Here is a 17,223-nt window from a genome sequence, read left to right as displayed (position 1 = left end):
GAATTCGGAAATTCAGGACTCCAGACACCGCGCACGCGGCAGCACCTCGTCAGCATTCGCCGCGTCTTCGGCAATATGCCGATTTTGCAGGCGGCTGTGCATCGCCTCACACCGCATCATCATCGTAGCTGCGGGTTTCTGGTCAGCGCCGGCAAAGGCATCATCTGCGGCGGCCTGCAGATAGACCTGCCGCGAGACAACGGCGATGATCACAATGATGGCGCCGACGCCGAACGCTCGAACGGCAATGGAGAGGTACTGCGCCATGGCGAAATTACTGTACAAACATGAGGGGATTGGCATTGAGCCTACACGAGGCCGTCTCGCCACGGTGTAACGCCTTTGGAGGATTGACACAGTCCGTTTCGCCGCGGCGGCGAGGTCGTGCGTTACATGAAACCGCATGGCGGTGCTGAAAAGAATGTCCCGGAAATCGATCGAAGCCTTACCGAACGGCCAATACTGGGCCGTGCCCCACGCCCCCTTCCCGCTGGACGGTGGCAACGGCCATGATGAGGTGTTTCCCGGCGCCCATTGCATCAGCGACGGCAAGTGGGTCACCTTCTACAAGGACGGCGAAGAAGTCTGGGCGTGCAATGCACTGTATGCAGCCGCCCATTTCGACTTTGTCCCCATTCCCGCCGACCGCTCGCCGACAGTTGACTGAGGGGCGGGCCGGCCCCACACCAGCCCTGGGTCATGTACCCCTGCCTACAACGAAGTTCCTAGCGTTTTCGGAGATCGGGCGTTAATGTTCAAATACGCGCCTCTGGGCCTGCCCTCAGTCGAGGACATCTGCCAAGGCGCAACTGAACATTATGAATTGCGCAGGGGCCGGCCAAAGGCCGGCGGTACCGACGTTGGCAGGCTGCACACGATCAAGGCTATGCCGCCTGAAATTCTGTTCGACTACCTTTCAGTGCGCCTGAACGGCCCGAAGGCTGCGGGAAAGATGATGGGACGCAGAAGGCGGTACCGCTGTATGCCAGAATCCGTGCCGTCGTTCGCTGCTTGAGCCGAGCAGGGCAACTTTGGCGATCACAAGTTTTGCAGAGATGGCGTTTGGGAGTTGCGTGTCGACGTGGGCGCCGGCTATCGCGTGTACTACGGCATCGCAAAAAGGCGGATCGGTCGCCCTTGTCCCAATCGGCCTTGGCGCGCCGCAGGATCGCTGCCTCGCCACTCATGTAATTCACATACTTCTTCGCGGCCATTTCCGGCGGCAGGTCGTTCAGGTCCGATGGATTGGCGTCATACCAAACCATGTACCGTTGATAGACCGCTCTCGAATTGTGGCGCAGCGTACCGAGTTTGCCCAGGCCGACAGCCGGTGCAAAAGTCACGCGAGCAGCGGCGATTTAGGTACAGTCAGTGACCGGTATGCCAATCCTCGACCGTCAGTTGCGCGACGCGGGCGAATTCTCGGATATTATGCGTCACGAGAATCAGGTTACGCGCCCTCGCCTGCCCTGCAATCAAGACGTCATAAGGGCCAATCGGCGTACCCACGGCCGCCAGCTGCGCGCGAATCTCTCCGGCATGCTGAGCGTCCTCGGCATCAAACGGTACTACCTCGAACTGCAACGCTTCGATGCGTGCCAGGTTCGCAGCCGCCCGCTGACTCTTGTAGGCACCATAGAATAGCTCATGGGCAACGATTGACGGCAGCCCGAAATCGGACGGCAGATGCGCACGCAGTCGTTCTAGCATGGTTGGCTCTCCCTTGAGCATTGCAATCACTGCGTTGGCATCGAGCAGATATTTCATTCGAACACATCCAGTCCAGGACGCTCCTGTCCAGCAGGTTGGGTGACCGCTGCCGACTCGAAATCGGCATCAACCGGTCCGATCAGCGGCGTCAGCCATGCCCAGTCTTGCGGGACAGGTTCCAGGATCACCGCAGCCCCGTGCCGACGGATCCGAACTTCCGCACTGTCAAACCGGAAGTCCTTGGGCAGCCGTACGGCCTGCGAGCCGCCATGGCGGAAGATTTTGGCGAATTCCATTTCCATCCTCGCTTTGTATCTACAAAACATAGATATAATATACGACTGCAGCCACCGATTCAACCGCTCTGGCGCGCATGCCCTTGCGTAGACCCTTTGGCACTTTAAGAGTGCGTGTGATTCAAAAGCCATCTCCACTGCGACCTGCTCTCGCGTAAGAGATGCGCCATGGCGGTGGCGCTGTGGGATAGGCGTCGGGTGTTGTCGAGCCCATCTGGAAATCACACCGGATAGCGGAAGGTGAATTGGCAGCGACACTACGCCAGGATATTGTGCGACGGTGCTACGCAGTTGCAGGCTTGACACAGGCCCCGTTTCGCCCCCAGCAAAGCGGAGCCCACGTTGCGTGAGATCGCATTGCGCTGCGAATGAGCATGTCCACAAAAACGATCACGTTCCCTACCGAGCCGCCCCTACTGGGCCACGCCACACACGCCTTGTCCGCTTGACGGTCCGAATGGCCGCGACGAAGTCTTCCCTGGCGCCCATTGCGACAGCGATGGCAGAAGGTTACCTCGGGTAGTCACTGACCACCCCTTAAACTTCGGCCTGCCGTGTCGGCACGCCACTCGAGAAGGCCCCGTTATCGTGCCCTGTCGCCCGGGAGCAGTGTTACTGCCCAGCAATGCCGGCAACGCAATGGCAGTAGCCGGCCGTTCTCAGTTCATTGCCTCGCGCGATTACGTCGGTCATGTCGATTTCGACCTTGGTAGCGGTCACCTCATTTCAGACGCTTGGCCTCCGGAGTACAGACGTACCGGATTTCGCCGCCTGTTTGCGCCACTGCTACAGCAATCGCTAGCCGGTGTGGGACGTCAAAGCCCCCTAAGCTGGTCTATCAATTGTGTTTCTGGGCCGTTGGTTTAACTCGCCTCAAGCTGGACTACGCGCGCTTTCGCTGGACTGGAAATCCGAAATTAGCTGGATTCCCGTGCAGCTGATGTGGGGGCAGTTGCTCAGGATGACGGACATAGTTCTCGCCCACTCGGCAGGTTGTTCGAATTGCGAAGCGAGACACAGAGATACTTTTGCCGTGACCTACGGAAGGTCAGCACGGCATCTCTCCGGCGCATAAATCCTACCGACGCAACCCACGCCAGGTCGATGAGTCCTACATTGTCAATGATAATTGCAGGTTTTTTCCGTAACATGCGCGACAGGGATTTCTTGAGCCAGAGTGCGATGCCCCAAGGCGAATGCGCTCAGCGTCAGCCCGTTGCCCCGTGGAAATTGCTTCGCCGTAGCGCTGTCCCCGAATGAGAGACTGGCGCAAATCTTCGCCCGTCCAGCCCATGGAGGTTGCTGGCCGAAGGATCCGAAGCTATGCGCGCATTCTAGGTGACTCATTGGCCTCGAGCGGGAGTGGAGTTAGCCCCAATTTGGCGCGCATGGTGCCGCATTCGCCGAGCGCATTGCCGACGGCGATCCTCGCAGTGCGCCGGCTCGGGGCTAGTATCAAACCGGCATAAGCATGGGGCTGCGGCATGCGCCACCGGACCGTCACGCTTTGGTCACGACACCGCATGGCGCATGAACTTAGGCTCATCGCGAACTAACCACGCAACTTCCTTTCATGCCTCTCATCATCAATGCACACATCGTGACGGTAGACGCCGAGCATCGCGTTCTAGAGAATGGCGCCATTCTCGTCGAGCGGGGACAGATCGCCGCAATGGGCGAGTCGGGGCAACTGGCGCGGGAACATCCCCAGGCACAGCAGTTCGATGCACAAGGCAAGATTGTGATGCCGGGCCTGATCGACGCCCACCATCATCCCTACAACTACCTGGTGGGCGGCCATGGTGACGACCTGGAGATCGGGGACCTTCTCACCCGCGTGTTCTATCCGTTTGAACAGCACATTTCCGAAGAGGAGGCCTACGTTGGCGCGCTGGCCACCTTCGCAGAGATGATCCGCAGTGGCGTGACCTGCTTCAACGATGCCGGCGGCTACATGCCCGATGCGATTGCACGCGCAGCAGGGGACATCGGCATCCGGGGCATCGTGAACCGGTCTACCCGCGATATGAACCCTCAAGGTAAGGCAAGCATGATGCTGGAAACCACGTCGCAAGCGCTGGACGCTGCTACGCAGGTGGTCGAGCGCTGGCACGGGCGCTACGAAGGGCGGCTGCGCGCCTGGTTCGGCATCCGCATGCCGATCACGGCCTCGGACGATCTGATCCGCGAAATCGCAGCCTTGGCCCGGGTCAAGCAGGTCGGCGTGCACACCCATGCGGCCACTGCGGCCTTCGAGCGCGAAGCCTCGCTGGCGCTCTTCGGAAAGCGCTCGCTGGACCGCTACCGGGATCTTGGACTGTTGGGACCGAATGTCTGCGCTGTGCACATGGGATTCCTGGACGACGACGAGATTCCCACCGTGGTGAACAGCGGCCTCAAGGTGGCGCATTGCCCGATTGCCGCGCTGACGGGAGCGTGGGGCATCATGACACTTGGGCGGATTCCACAGCTGATGGACGAGGGCGTCACCGTCGCCATCGGATCCGACACCAACTTTGGCTCCGGAACGCTGGACATGTTCCGCCAGATGTTCGTCTGCGCGACCGGCCACCGCGAATCACACCGTCGGCCGGACCTCATCGGTGCATCGAAGGCGCTGGACATGGCGACCATCGAAGCGGCGCGTGCCATGCTTTGGGAGGACGAGATCGGCTCCCTGGAAGTTGGCAAGCGCGCGGACCTTGTCGTTGTGGACAACGGCGGACTGGAGTGGAACTATCCGGGCCGCGATGTCGTACGTTCGCTCGTGTATTCAGGCTCCCGCGCGGACGTGCACAGCGTGATGATCGATGGCAAGTGGGTCCTGAGGGACCGGGTGCTGACGAACTGCGACGTCGCGGACCTCAAACACCAGGTCATATCCGCCGGCGCGGCCTGGTGGCGCCGAAGCCAAGCCGCGGCCCGCTGACCTCCACCGCTCTGCGGGCGGTCGCCGGCGCGGCCCGTCGCTCAGCCCGCCGTTCGGGCGAGGGGCTGTTGCGCATGCGTGGACTCCTTTTGGTGCTTGGTACGCAGTCGGCGCTCGATGCAGGGTCTACGGGTCTGCCAAGCGGCAGCATGGTCCAGGGAATGCGGCAACCGCGCAGCGGATTCCAAGGCTCGAGCCTGAAATACCAGGGCGCCTTGATGGCTCGTCAGATCGATCGCCTCTTGGTAACGCAACTGTGCATCAGGCCATTCGCCCCGTTGTGCATGGGCTTCCGCCAATACGCGCGCGAGCTCGGGCGCGCCATGCACGTCACCGCTGCGGTGCGAAGCCTGCAGTGCCTGCCGCGCAAGCGCCATGGCCTCCTGTGTGGAACGGACATTCAAGAGGGCCTGCGCCAGCAGGCATTGCAAGTACGTTCGGCCAAGCCGGACGCCCGTGCGTTCGAGGTCGTCAAGCCCAGCGGTCATTTCCGTGATGCCCTGCGACTCGCCATCCAGGCGATATCGCGACCAGCCAGCCAGGCAGCGGAAGATGGCGCGCCAATTGCTCAGCGCCTCATCGTCGCGCAAGTCGTCGAACCTGGCTTTGATCGCCAAGGTCTCTGCAGGCAAGTCGCGCAGCGCGCTCAGGAACGCACAGAATCCCAGGGAGCTTGCGATGCTGGCCGGGTGCTGCAGCGCCAGCGACACGTCCAACCCCCGCTGGCTCCACGAGGCCGCATAACACGTCCAGCCCATCGACCAAGCGGCCAAGGCGCTCGTGCTGTAAAGCGACGCCACTGCCGAGCGTTGGAACTGCTCTACGATTTCGCGATCGAGGTCCGGCGACGACGAACGGAGGCCAGCGCGCCCATGCCGCAGCGCGCTGTGGTACCGCCCCATGAACAGATCGGTCATGGCATTGCTTTGCCGTGCGAGCAACTCCGACCAGCCGCATTCCTCGGTGACGGCTTCGAGCAGTCGGCGCGCCAGCGGCTGTGCCCCAACGAGGTCGCCGCGGATGCGCAAGCCGTTCCAGGCGCCATACAGGGAGCCGATCATGGCCCGGCGATCGCGCGACGCACGTGAAAGCTCCTCTGCGCGCCGGTAAGCTGCGTCGGCCATGGCGTTGGGCCAGTCGACCAGGGTCGATTGCGTTGCGCCAACGAGGAGCTGCAGATCGGTCTCAAGGGGCTCCAGGCCCTGCGTCACGGGTGAATGGCGCAGCGCCTCCAGTCCCCGCTGCGCGAGGTCGAACGCCTCCCGGTTGGCGAACAGCGCCGCGTTCGCGCGCGCGGCTGACAAAAAGTTCTGGGCAGCGCGCTGATGGTCGCGGGCCAGCAGGTACAGTGCGGCGATCTGGGAGTGCATGTCGTGGGCACCCGCGGCGTAGGCCCATTCCATTGCTTCGGCGACATGGCGGGCAACGAGGGCGCGGCGCGCGGGCCCATGCAGCCGGAGCAGCGCGTCCCGGTACAGTGCATGCGAAAACATGAAGCGCAATGAGACGCTGCCTGCGGGAAAAGCCACCTCCGCGACCGGCGCGATCAAGGCATGCAGGTTTGCAAGCGACACCATGCGTTCCTCGACGATCACCGCGTCCTTCTGCATGGCCCGTGCAACGACCAATGTGTCGAACTGGCTACCCTGCAGGCTGGCCGCGAGCAGCAGATGCCGATCGTCTTCGTCCAGCAGCCGCACCTTGAGATCGACCATACTCGTGGACGATGCAGGCACGAGGTCGCGCAAGCCATCCAGGTCTGCCGGGTGGGACCAATAGCCGTCCACTTCCCGAAGGTGGCGATGCTCGCGCAGATACGCGATGAGATCGTTGAGGAAAAGAGGGTTGCCCTCCGTCTTGGCCGCGACCAGGTCGTAGAACGCCGGAGCGAAGCTGTTGCGCGGCATGAGCAGGTTGATATAAGTGCGCATCGCGGTGGGTGCCAGCGCATCGAGCCGGCAATCCAGACTATGGCCATGCGCGCGCAGCTGCAATTGCAGCTCGTGGAAAGGATGCCGCAGACGCTGGAGTTCGGAAGCGCGATAGGCACACACCACGAGCAACTTCCTGGGTTGCGCCTGTGCGCTGAGATGGGCCAGGAGTTCCACCGAAGAAGGGTCGGCCCAATGTACGTCGTCGATAAACAGGACGATTGTTTGGTACCCCGCGAGGTACCCGAGGCGGCTCGCCAGGGTGAGCTTCAGCGGAATTCCGGAGCCCGGGTCAGCAGCCGCCACCGGTGCCCGCGGCGCGGAATGAGCGTCGCTCCACAGTTGCTGCACCATGTCCAGGAACGGAAGCAGCGCGTCGCTCTCGTTTTGCTCAGTACAACAACTCCAGGCGCAAAGTGTGCCCTCCATCCGGCGCGACTCCTCGAAGAATGCCCGCAGGAGCGCGCTTTTTCCGACGCCCGCCTCGCCGCAGACGAGGACGATACCCGGCGTTCCCACGCGCGCTCGCGCCAGGGCGTCTCGTAGCGTGGCCAAAGAGTCGTCGCGGCCGATCAGCAGCGATGCCGCCGCATGGGCCGCATCCACGGCATCCTGTGGCGCGGTGGGGGCGGTGAACAGATAGCCCACACGCGGGATGTTATCGATCTGCGGCGCGCCCGGACCGTCGTGGCACAGGGCGCGCCGCAGCTCCATCACGTACTTTTTCAGCACCTCGGGCTGGACGACCTGATGCCGCCACACACCATCGAGCAGTTCGTTGTGGCCAATGACTTGGCCGCTGCGTTCCACAAACAGACTGAGCAGCGAGAACGCCTTGGGCGTCAGCGCCACCCGTTTCCCACGCAGCCAGACGCAGCGGTTGTCAGGGTCGAGTTGGTAGTTTCCAAATTGCTTCATGCGCGCCCGCGCTCCAATAAAGTCTATGCGGGCCGCCGGCCCCGGGGTGCAAGCATTGTCGTCAAAGCGCCCGCCGCACAGGGGCCCCGGCATGCCTTCGTCACCAATTGGTCACACCTATCGGCGCGGCGCTTCCTAGTATTGGTCACGCCTGCCGGCACGGCCGGCTCCCCAGTATGGCGAGTCCATTCTAGCGTGACAAGCTCATACTTCATCACATAGACAATGAACACCCTTGACTCTCCATTCGCCCCCTCTCCGCCTCCGCTCTATGCGCAGGATTGGAAAGCCCTGCGTCCCAGGCCGGACGCCGTCTTCCAGGTCGGTAGCCTCGAAATCGAGTATCGCGCCGGGCACGGCGCAGCGCTGATCTTCATTCCTGGTATGGCCGCCGGCGCCTGGGCCTGGGACGAGATCGCCCCGCGCTTCGCTCCGGCGCACCGCGTGTATGCGGTGACCATGCCCGGCTTCGACGGAAGGGCTGCACCGGCCGGTCCGTTGATCGAGCGCGTGAGCAACGACTTGAAGTCCCTGGTTCAAGAGGAAAATCTTTTGCGGCCGATCCTGGTCGGCCACAGTTCGGGCGCTTTCACTGCGTTCCACGTCGCGATGGCTCACCCGGACAGCTTTGGCGGCATTGTCGCGGTCGATGGCTTTCCGGTCTTCGCCACCGCGGCGGAGGCACCGCGGCAACAGCGAGCGGGGATGGCCGACAAAGTTGCCACGCTACTGGGCCGCAACGAAGATGCGGTGGCCTTTGGATCGGCCATGCGCAATTTCATCCTCGCGCGCACAACTCAGCCTGCGAAAGGCGGACAACTCGCCGAGCTTGCCGCGTCGAGCTGTCCAGCGGCGACCGAGTCATACGTCCTCGAAACGCTTCCGCAAGGTCTGCGCCCCGGACTGGCGGGTCTGCGCATGCCCGTGCTCGTGCTGGCTGCGGTGCACTCCTACAAGCAAGACTTGCCCGAGCAGGAAATGCTGGCGTTCTACGAAAGAATGATGGCCGGCGCGACGCGTTGCGAAGTCCGATTGATCGCGGACTCGTGTCACTTTGCAATGCTCGATCAGCCCGACCTCGTTCGCGACGCAATCGCAGATTTCCTGCGTCAAGTTGAACGGCAGGCAATCGCTCCTCGCAGCCTTTAAGACCTCGTCAGTTGGACCCAATGTCGACTTGCACACCATTCATCATGAAAAGCCCAATTATTTCTCGCTTGGCGGCCTGCGCCGCCTTGCTGTTCGCCCTGGCATCCAGCTGTTTTGCCCAAGCGTATCCGTCGCGTCCTGTCACGCTTGTCGTCGCCTACCCCGCAGGCGGCGACACGGACGCAGTCGCCCGCATCCTCGCCGAGAAGTTGACCGCGCGGCTGGGTCAACCGGTCGTGGTGGAAAACCGTCCGGGTGCGGGAGGCGCCATCGGCAACGCGTTCGTAGCCAAGGCGGCGGCCGATGGCCACACATTGCTGTTTTCTCCCAGTGCCCTGCCTGTGCTGCAACACGTCCTCAAAGTATCTGCAAGCGCAGCGTACGATCCTGTCAAAGACTTCACGCCTATCGCGATGGTCGGCGATATCCCGTTGGTGCTCATTACGGCCACTAAATCCGGCATCCGAAGCGTGCCCGATCTGGTGGCTCAGGCCAAGGCGGGGCGCGCAATGACCTATGGTAGTCCCGGCAACGGATCGCCGATGCATTTCGGCGGCGAAATGTTCAACCATGCGGCAGGCATCGCGATCGTTCACACGCCATACAAGGGAGTCGCGCCGATGGTGAACGACGTGTTGGGCGGGCATGTGACCTTCGGCTATGCGACACCGGGGGCGGCGGCGGGCCACATCGCAAGCGGCAAGCTGCTAGGTCTGGCCACGCTGTCTCGTCAGCGTTCAACGCTGGAAGTCGTGGCCAAGCTTCCGACGCTGATCGAGCAAGGCTACAAGGACGTCGAAGTCGCCGCCTGGCTCGGCCTGCTAGGTCCCAAAAACCTGCCGCCGGAAATCGCCAACACGCTGAATCGGCATGTCAATGACATCCTCAAGATGAACGATGTGAAAGAGCGCCTGGCGCTGTTGGGTGTCGTGCCCGTTGGGGGAGCCGGCGCGGTCCTCGGGCGCCAGATCGTACAGGACGATGCCCGCTTCAAGGCGCTGGCCGGACAGTTCGCGATCCGCGTCGATTGACCGGCTGCCAGAAGAGTCTGCACGTTCGAATTCGCAACCGACTAAGCCTCAGTCGCGCCCAATCGAGCCAGAACCATTAAAAGAATACGGAACGAAGGAGGAGATAGTAGATGAAACTTGCACGAATGGCTGCGGGCCTGCTCGCGGTCACCCCCCTGCTGGCCTTGGCCCAGTCAGTCACGCTCTACGGCGTGGTGGATACCGGCGTCGAGTACGTGAGCAATGTCGGCGCCAATGGCGATGGCCTCGTGCGCATGCCCAACAACACCGCGACCGTCCCCTCGCGCTGGGGCCTGCGCGGAGCAGAAGACCTGGGCGGCGGCCTGAAGAGTATCTTCTGGCTGGAGTCGGGCTTTTCGCCGGACTCTGGTACTTCGAACCAGGGCGGCCGCCTGTTTGGGCGGCAGGCGATGGTCGGCGTGAGCAATCAGTATGGCCAGGTTTCGTTCGGACGCCAGTACACCATGCTGTTCTGGGCCACGCTGGACAGCGACATCCTGGGCCCGAACGTGTATGGCTCGGGCTCGCTCGACAACTACCTGCCCAACACGCGGGCTGACAACTCCGTGGCATACAAGGGCACCTTCGGTGGTCTGACTGTCGGCGGCACGTACAGCTTCGGCCGCGACTCGGTCAATGTGGGCCCGAGCCCGGCCGGCACCAACTGCGCTGGCGAAAGCCCCGCCGACAAGAAGGCCTGCCGCGAGTGGTCGGCACTGGTGCAGTACGCCACCAACTGGTGGGGCGTGCACACGGCATACGACTCGCTGCGCGGCGGGCCCGGCGCGTTCGGGGGCCTGACCAACAGCAACCTGACCGATGACCGCCTCTCGGTGGGCGGCTACATGATCCTCGAACGCACCAAGCTGGGCGCCGGTTGGATCCGCCGCGACAACGAGGGCAGCCCGACCCGCATCAGTGACTTGTACTATGCAGGCGTGTCCCATGAAATCACCCCGGCGATCAACCTGGCCGGCCAAATGTACTACCTGAAGTATCGCGGCAGCGACAACAAGTCTCTGCTGTTCGCGATACGCGGCATGTACAGCTTCAGCAAGCGCACTTCGGTATACGCCACTGCAGGCTACATCGACAACGGCGGCCAGCTCGCCATGTCAGTCAGCGGCGGTTCCGTCGGTTCCAATCCGAAACCGAGCGCCAACCAGTTCGGTATCATGACCGGCATCAAGCACACTTTCTAGGAGAGGTTCGCAAGGCAGCGTGGCGGCTGGCAACAGCCACCGCCGGCCTGCTGCCGCGCGATACTTCTGCGGGTCGAGACTCATTCCCATGGCCCCATCGGGCGCTTCTACGATGAAGGCGTCGAAAACGTGGAAGGAAAGCTGAACGAATACGGGATTGACTGCGATTGCAACGTCTGGGGCATCGTCCGTGCGGGCGTCCATCCTTCCCAAGAGAAGAAGCCGCGCGAGGGCATGCAAACCGGCATCGAACTCGGCTCCCCCGAGGAGTTCCTGGACCGCGCCGCAAAGCGCGACAGCGCCCACGCGCACCGTCTCACAGCTCTCAGGCCGCGGGCGCACCGCTCGCGTCATCCCCGGCCAGCACTACCGTTGATGCCGTACTAGCTACGGAAGGTTTGCAAGTCGAAACGACAGTAATCGCCGCGGAGGTTTAAGGAATTGCTGATCAATAGCAGCGGCGCTGGAGGTCGACGGATGTTTGGTGCCTGATTTTCACCATGCGGAAGAAGAGAGAGATCTGAGCCTCATTTCGCGCCGCATGCCCCTCATCTCGTGCCCTTTCGGGCTCGATTTGCTTGTTCAAGACGGATTGCTCCCCTGAAACGCCAGCAACGGCTTTTTGGCGATCACCAGATTTGCGAGACCGAACAGGCTGAACATCTGTGCGGTGTTCTTGGCCAAGCCCTTGTAGCGGGTCTTCTTGTGACCAAACAAGTTCTTCACCACGTGAAAGGGATGTTCCACCCGCGCCCGAATCTGGGCCTTCTTGCGCTCCACTGCCTTCGTCAGGTCCTTCCACCGACCTGCCGGCATCTTTTCAACCTTGCTGCGCTTTGCCGCTACGTGCCAGCTTATGTCAGCGCGGATCGTCCCTTGCCCTTGGGCTTGTTTGATCTCATCCCTGCGCTCCACACCTGTGTAACCCGCATCAAGATGCACTTGGCTTTCCTCGCCATGCAGCAGGTGATGGGTGTGAGCGATATCGCTTTCGTTAGCCGCCGTCGTGTGTAAGCTGTGCACCAGTCCCGAGTCGGCGTCGGCGCCGACGTGCGCCTTCATCCCAAAATGCCACTCGTTTCCCTTCTTCGTCTGGTGCATTTCCGGATCGCGCGACTTGTCCTTATTCTTGGTCGAACTCGGTGCCGCGATCAGCGTGGCATCGACCATCGTGCCCTCTCGCATCAGCAGCCCCCGCTCACTGAGCACGGCCTTGACCTCATCGAACATCGCGGCAGTCAACTCGTGCTTCTCGAGCAACCGGCGAAACTTGAGCAGCGTAGTCGCATCCGGCGCCGACTCTTGCGACAGATCCACACCCACGAATTGACGCAACGCCTGGCTGTCGTAGAGGGCGTCTTCCACGGCTTCGTCACTGAGACTGAACCACTGTTGCAGACAGTACATCCGCAACATCCTCTCCACGCCAATCGGCTGCCGCCCAACACGGCCGCTCGTCGGATACAGCGGCTCAATCAACGCGGTCCACCGTGCCCACGGCACGATCCGATCCATCTCACCGAGAAACTTCTCGCGCCGTGTCACGCGCTTCTTCTTCGCGAACTCAACATCGGCAAAGCTCGTTTGTTTCATCCTTGTCTTTGTTTTCAACGCCTTCACCTTCAACGCGCCATGCTTTCCGTCAGATGACCTGTGGGTGAATTGATCAGCATTTCCTTAACGATGTTCACTAATTTAGCCTCGCCTCAGCCACCAGAGAACCACAGTTATGCGATGCCTCCGCCTACCTCGGTTGTGTACCCGAGGCTGACTGCTTTCCAAACTAAAGCAAACAAGAAATTCGTGCTGGCTGAAAAAATGTCTCTGTGCGCCCTTTGCCTGTCGCAACTAGACCGGCCCGGCTATTTTCCGCCGCATCCAAAGTTGGTAAAGTCGGCAACGCTGCGCACCACAAGTGGCGAAAACTCCTTCGCGTATCGCTGCCGGCAATGCGGAGAGACGCTGTTGCTAACAGCGGCCGACCCTGAGGCGCCAGACCGTTGGACGCGCCTGGCTGCGGACGATTGACTTATGTCCACCACATTGCTGGCGAGGGGGGAGCGTGGGCGAAAAGCGTCTGCGGCCCAGTCCAGCTAATTCGCGCTTCTCGTCATGGCAGTCCAGCTAATTCCGGTTATAAGACAGCTGAGCGGCGACGGAATTAACTGTTAAGTCATTGATTTTTGGGAAAACGCAGTCCGACGAACTCCGGTTCCTCACACCAACGGCTCGATCGAGGAACTGTTCCTTGCTTTGGTAATTGTGATCGCTAGTGCCGGTACACTCCACGCGGCGACAACTCAAACACCACAAGGGTCATGGACCACTTGCAGAAGGGTGTATCGATACTGACTCAACGACAGGATGTCGTTCCATTCGTTGAGAGTGTTAGAAGCGCGGCCGATTCAGCCAAAGATGCGCTCGGTTTTTTCCCAAGTTCAGTCTATCTAGAGTACGCGACCAAAGGAAACCTCTTTGTTGCGGCAAACGAGAACGGCGACGAGCGTCAGTACGCGGGACACATACTCCTTGACCTTCGACAGCCAAGGGCAAAGATACTCCAGGTTTTTGTCGCCCCAGACTTCCGCGGATTGGGGTTAGGTGAAAGACTTGTTGAAAGACTCAAACGCCATCTGACAGATCTCCAGTACGTCTCGATTGAAGCGCGTGTGGCGGAAGATTTGTCCGAATCGAATCTGTTTTGGGAAGCACAGAATTTCCATGTTCAGCGCATTGAGCCCGGAGGAGGCCGCGGTAAGCGGCGGCGCATGATCGTGGTACGGAACCATGAACTAGCCTCACCACAACTCTTCGGTGTGAGCGGGATCAGTTCAATGAATCCACTTGGTCTCAATTTCGCTGCAGGAACTGGCAAGCCTACTTATCTCCTGGATATGAACGTCTTGTTCGATCTGGGACCTCGAAGACAGCGACGCAACGATGTCGTCAACCTGCTTCGCGCGGAGCGAATGCAAGTATGTAGCCTAGCGATCAGCTCCGAAATTCGCAACGAACTGGCAAGGTCTTGCCCTCCCGGAAAGACCGACCCTATGCAAGACTTTGCATCGATCTTGCCAGCATACCAAGTACTTGATGATGGCTCCAAACAGCTCATCACGGAACTTGAAGCACTCGTATTTCGCGAAAGAAGCCAACGCAACGCACTGACTCCTAACGACAGGTCGGATCTAAAGCATCTGGCAACCGCGATCTCCCATGGGCTGGAGGGCCTGGTAACGAGTGATGCAACCATCTTGGACGCCGCAGCCGATCTTCGAGACAAATATGGAATTGATGTTCTATCCCCATCGGCGTTCACTCTTCAAGAGCCACACCCCGTCGAAATCACAGCATTTGGAACCAAACCTGATCGGGTCTTAGTATTTAACGAAGCCCAGCCCGCTGACGACACAGACATCAGGGCCATGCTGTCTAAATGGAACGTCCCCCCGTCACAACAATTGGCGGAATGGGCAACGGTAGACAGCTCCCGGCAGACGAGCCGGCGCCACGTTGCACGAAGTGACGACGGCATTGTCGGCTACTTGACCTGGCGCCACACGATTGACCAGAAAACCATCATTGCGATGGTGGCCATCGAGGAACGATCCCTGCTGCAACTGACTGCGCGCGGCTGATGTTGAGCAAACTTAATGAGCAAATTCCTTCCGATGCCATCGTCCTCATCCGTTTGGGGTTTCCAGCTTCGCAATCGCTTATGCGCGCCGAAGCCCACTCCCTCGGATTTACCGCCAGCGACGATTATCAAGCCCAGTTACAAAAGATTGTCATTAAAGGACTAGTGACCGACAAGAATTGGCAGCAGAAACGGGAAGCACGATCATCAAGTTCTGCTACAAAAGCCACGGGCGCTGGCCGTCTCTGTACGCAAAAAGAATGCCGACACTATCAGGCGAGCTGTCGAGTTGTTTGAAGGTAGCGTTGACCGCCTAGTGTTCTTCGATTCTGAAAGTCCTGGCGCATGGAACAACTCTGACGGAGCAAAGGAACGTGAGGAGGAGGAAGAAAGAAACCACCTCAAGGAGGTTCTGGCGTCTGTGCGTAGCCGTGGCCAGCCGAGCTAGCCAGCACCGTCTAGTCCATCGCCATTAGCCGCGACGGGGAGCACGTTCGCTAGGAAAGGCCGCGCGTGGCAAACCGTTATGGGACGCACTGCCGCCCTTGCGGGCTCACTATTGTGCGGCCGCAGCGAGGAGCAGCAGTCCCCGCTTCTATCGAAACGCCGTGCCGCCTTCTCAAAGGAAGCTCTTGCTCCCGGCACCAGCCAACGGCTTCTAGAACTGGCGCAAGGTCAGCGAGATGCGGCTTTCCTGTGGGCTGACGGCCGAGAAGGGCATTTACCGACGCTCGCCCACTACTTCACGCGGACATTCGAACGTCCGCTCCGCCCAAGTAACGCGCCTTCGTGCACGCATCATGTCGGGCGCATTGTCGGCCTTTGGGGACATTGGCCGCGGCGGGCATCTCTGGCGACAGGACGATAGGGAGTTGCAGCATTGTCCGGTCCCCAGCAAGGGGCCGCCAGTCGACGCACGCGCAGTAGATGAATCCCCGGCGCCGACATGCGAAGCTCGCTCCTACCCGGAACGAGATACCTGCCTTGCCCCCCCTACTTAGTACGTTCTCGCTCCCGTTCGCCAGGTCTGCACCATATTCAGAGGGCCTACGAACGCGGGCGTCACTTGTCTTGCTGTCCGACTGCCTCCTACCCAACGGGATAGCTCTCGGCGATAGTCGTGCCGATCGTTGCCGCTGTTGCAGCAGACAACGTCCATCCAAGATGGCCATGGCCGGTGTTGTAGAACACCCTTGGCGCCCTGCCTTTTGATACGCGCGGCATCATGTCCGGCATCATCGGGCGAAGCCCCGCCCAGGGGACTACGCGGGAGGTATTGATTCGGAAGTTGCGACGCGTCCATGACACGAGAGGCTCGATGCGATCGGCTCGGATGTCACGGTTTTGTCCATTGAATTCGGCGGTACCTGCCACGCGGAACCTGTCGTTGCCGAGTCGGCTCGTCACGATCTTTGCGCTTTCGTCGAGCAGGCTGACCCACGGCGCGTTCGCCACGCTGTCTGCATCGTCCAGGTGCACCGTAATGGAGTACCCCTTGACCGGATAGACGTTGATCCTGTCGCCGAGCATGCCGGCTATATGTCGGCTGCCCACGCCCGCACAAACCACCAGTGCGTCGCCGGCGATCTCGTACGCCGCGCTAGCGTTTGCCGATGGCGACGTCGCGCTGTCCAACGCCTGCAGGCCGATACGCACGACGCTGGCGGATAGGTCGATGGTTCGCACGTCCATGCCCTGCAGGAAGCGCACGCCGCGCCGCTCGCAAGCGAGCGCCAAGCCGCGCGTGAACTTATGGATATCCCCGGTCGAATCGGATGGCGTGAAGTATCCGCCGAAGTATTCGCCCTGCAACGTTGGTTCGATTTCCTTGATCTCCTGCGGTGACACTGTAAAGCGTTCCAGTCCCCCTGCCACGAGTAGCGCGTTCGTCCTGCCCGCAGCCTCGAAAGCGGCCTTGTCATGATAGAAGTGCAGGATGCCGCGCCGCTCCAGATCGAACTGGATATTCTCCTGCTCGGCCATGGCAAAGAGATGCTGGCGGGCGGCAATGGCCAACTTCGTCGTTTCGATGGTGTTCTCCCGATAATGGGCGATGTTCGACACAAACTCGCCCATCCATGAGTATTTGTGCCACGACGGCTTCGGGTTCACCAGCAGCGGCGCGTTGCGCTTCAGCATCCACTTCAGCCCTTTGAGTATCGTTCCCGCGCTGTTCCAGACTTCCGCGTTGCACGCGGAGAGCTGGCCGCCATTGGCGAGCGATGTCTCCATGGCAGGATAAAGATGGCGGTCGACGACTGTCACCTCGTATCCGAGTTTCGACAGCGTGTAGGCAGTGGTGACGCCGGTAATGCCGGCGCCTATAATCACAATTTGAGACATGGCAGGGTCCTCTGTCAGGGAAAGCGATGGCCGAATCCTCGGCTTCCTACCCCATCTGTCCCGGTACCTGAGAGTTT

The 17,223-nt window shown here is 60.8% G+C and carries 14 protein-coding genes and 3 pseudogenes; 10 read left to right on the top strand and 7 right to left on the bottom strand.

The genetic code is table 11. From position 1 onward, the window contains the following. Window positions 1-12 precede the first annotated feature (12 nt). Window positions 13-267, bottom strand: a complete 255-nt coding sequence (locus AC10V3_RS09755; protein ID WP_022538169.1) for a hypothetical protein — start codon at window positions 265-267, stop codon at window positions 13-15. Window positions 268-403: 136 nt separating this feature from the next. On the opposite strand from AC10V3_RS09755, the gene AC10V3_RS09750 reads away from it, so the two are divergent. From AC10V3_RS09750 to AC10V3_RS09740, 3 genes and pseudogenes are all read left to right on the top strand, one after another. Beyond that, on the top strand, window positions 404-667 hold the full coding sequence (locus AC10V3_RS09750; protein ID WP_490923581.1) for a hypothetical protein: 264 nt from the start codon (window positions 404-406) through the stop codon (window positions 665-667). An 84-nt stretch (window positions 668-751) separates the two neighbouring features. Further along, window positions 752-1,015, top strand: a complete 264-nt coding sequence (locus AC10V3_RS09745; protein WP_022538167.1) for an alkyl sulfatase C-terminal domain-containing protein — start codon at window positions 752-754, stop codon at window positions 1,013-1,015. Window positions 1,016-1,018: 3 nt separating this feature from the next. Next, window positions 1,019-1,129 (top strand): annotated as a pseudogene (locus AC10V3_RS09740) (type II toxin-antitoxin system RelE/ParE family toxin); the annotation flags it as partial. Window positions 1,130-1,187: 58 nt separating this feature from the next. On the opposite strand, the pseudogene AC10V3_RS09735 reads toward AC10V3_RS09740, so the two are convergent. From AC10V3_RS09735 to AC10V3_RS09725, 3 genes and pseudogenes are all read right to left on the bottom strand, one after another. Next, window positions 1,188-1,265: pseudogene (locus AC10V3_RS09735) on the bottom strand (alkyl sulfatase dimerization domain-containing protein); the annotation flags it as partial. A gap of 103 nt (window positions 1,266-1,368) precedes the next feature. Continuing rightward, on the bottom strand, window positions 1,369-1,767 hold the full coding sequence (locus tag AC10V3_RS09730; protein ID WP_022538166.1) for a type II toxin-antitoxin system VapC family toxin: 399 nt from the start codon (window positions 1,765-1,767) through the stop codon (window positions 1,369-1,371). Beyond that, the gene (locus AC10V3_RS09725; protein WP_041681733.1) at window positions 1,764-2,006 is read right to left on the bottom strand and encodes an antitoxin; all 243 of its coding nucleotides are present in this window, start codon (window positions 2,004-2,006) and stop codon (window positions 1,764-1,766) included. The genes AC10V3_RS09730 and AC10V3_RS09725 overlap by 4 nt, the downstream gene beginning before the upstream one ends. Before the next feature lie 1,573 nt (window positions 2,007-3,579). On the opposite strand from AC10V3_RS09725, the gene AC10V3_RS09720 reads away from it, so the two are divergent. Then, window positions 3,580-4,935, top strand: a complete 1,356-nt coding sequence (locus tag AC10V3_RS09720; protein ID WP_022538164.1) for an amidohydrolase family protein — start codon at window positions 3,580-3,582, stop codon at window positions 4,933-4,935. A 41-nt stretch (window positions 4,936-4,976) separates the two neighbouring features. Here the strand turns inward: AC10V3_RS09720 and AC10V3_RS09715 are convergent, their stop codons facing one another. Continuing rightward, the gene (locus AC10V3_RS09715) at window positions 4,977-7,784 is read right to left on the bottom strand and encodes an AAA family ATPase (RefSeq protein WP_041681731.1); all 2,808 of its coding nucleotides are present in this window, start codon (window positions 7,782-7,784) and stop codon (window positions 4,977-4,979) included. A 225-nt stretch (window positions 7,785-8,009) separates the two neighbouring features. Here AC10V3_RS09715 and AC10V3_RS09710 point away from each other — a divergent pair, with 225 nt between their 5' ends. The 4 genes and pseudogenes from AC10V3_RS09710 to AC10V3_RS09695 all read left to right on the top strand — a co-directional run. Then, window positions 8,010-8,933, top strand: coding sequence for an alpha/beta fold hydrolase (locus tag AC10V3_RS09710; RefSeq protein WP_022538162.1), 924 nt, complete (start codon window positions 8,010-8,012; stop codon window positions 8,931-8,933). A 44-nt stretch (window positions 8,934-8,977) separates the two neighbouring features. After that, window positions 8,978-9,964 (top strand): tripartite tricarboxylate transporter substrate binding protein, encoded by a 987-nt coding sequence (locus AC10V3_RS09705; protein ID WP_041681730.1) that lies wholly within the window; start codon window positions 8,978-8,980, stop codon window positions 9,962-9,964. Between the two features lie 110 nt (window positions 9,965-10,074). Beyond that, window positions 10,075-11,166 (top strand): porin, encoded by a 1,092-nt coding sequence (locus AC10V3_RS09700; RefSeq protein WP_022538160.1) that lies wholly within the window; start codon window positions 10,075-10,077, stop codon window positions 11,164-11,166. Between the two features lie 105 nt (window positions 11,167-11,271). Continuing rightward, window positions 11,272-11,463 (top strand): annotated as a pseudogene (locus AC10V3_RS09695) (FAD-dependent oxidoreductase); the annotation flags it as partial. A gap of 285 nt (window positions 11,464-11,748) precedes the next feature. Here AC10V3_RS09695 and AC10V3_RS09690 read toward each other — a convergent pair. Further along, complete coding sequence (locus AC10V3_RS09690) at window positions 11,749-12,759, bottom strand: IS5 family transposase (RefSeq protein WP_349605742.1); 1,011 nt, start codon at window positions 12,757-12,759, stop codon at window positions 11,749-11,751. 725 nt (window positions 12,760-13,484) lie between these two features. Between AC10V3_RS09690 and AC10V3_RS09685 the strand changes: the two genes are divergently transcribed. Together AC10V3_RS09685 and AC10V3_RS09680 are read left to right on the top strand one after the other, a co-directional pair. Further along, on the top strand, window positions 13,485-14,804 hold the full coding sequence (locus AC10V3_RS09685; RefSeq protein WP_490923577.1) for a GNAT family N-acetyltransferase: 1,320 nt from the start codon (window positions 13,485-13,487) through the stop codon (window positions 14,802-14,804). Then, window positions 14,804-15,100, top strand: a complete 297-nt coding sequence (locus AC10V3_RS09680; protein ID WP_490923575.1) for a hypothetical protein — start codon at window positions 14,804-14,806, stop codon at window positions 15,098-15,100. The genes AC10V3_RS09685 and AC10V3_RS09680 overlap by 1 nt, the downstream gene beginning before the upstream one ends. Window positions 15,101-15,892: 792 nt before the next feature. Here AC10V3_RS09680 and AC10V3_RS09675 read toward each other — a convergent pair. After that, entirely contained in the window at window positions 15,893-17,146 is a 1,254-nt protein-coding gene (locus AC10V3_RS09675; RefSeq protein WP_022538156.1) for a D-amino acid dehydrogenase, read from the bottom strand. Window positions 17,147-17,223 lie beyond the last annotated feature (77 nt).

The organism is Cupriavidus sp. PB-02 (assembly GCF_058252315.1).
This window is presented reverse-complemented; position numbering and strand designations above follow the sequence as displayed.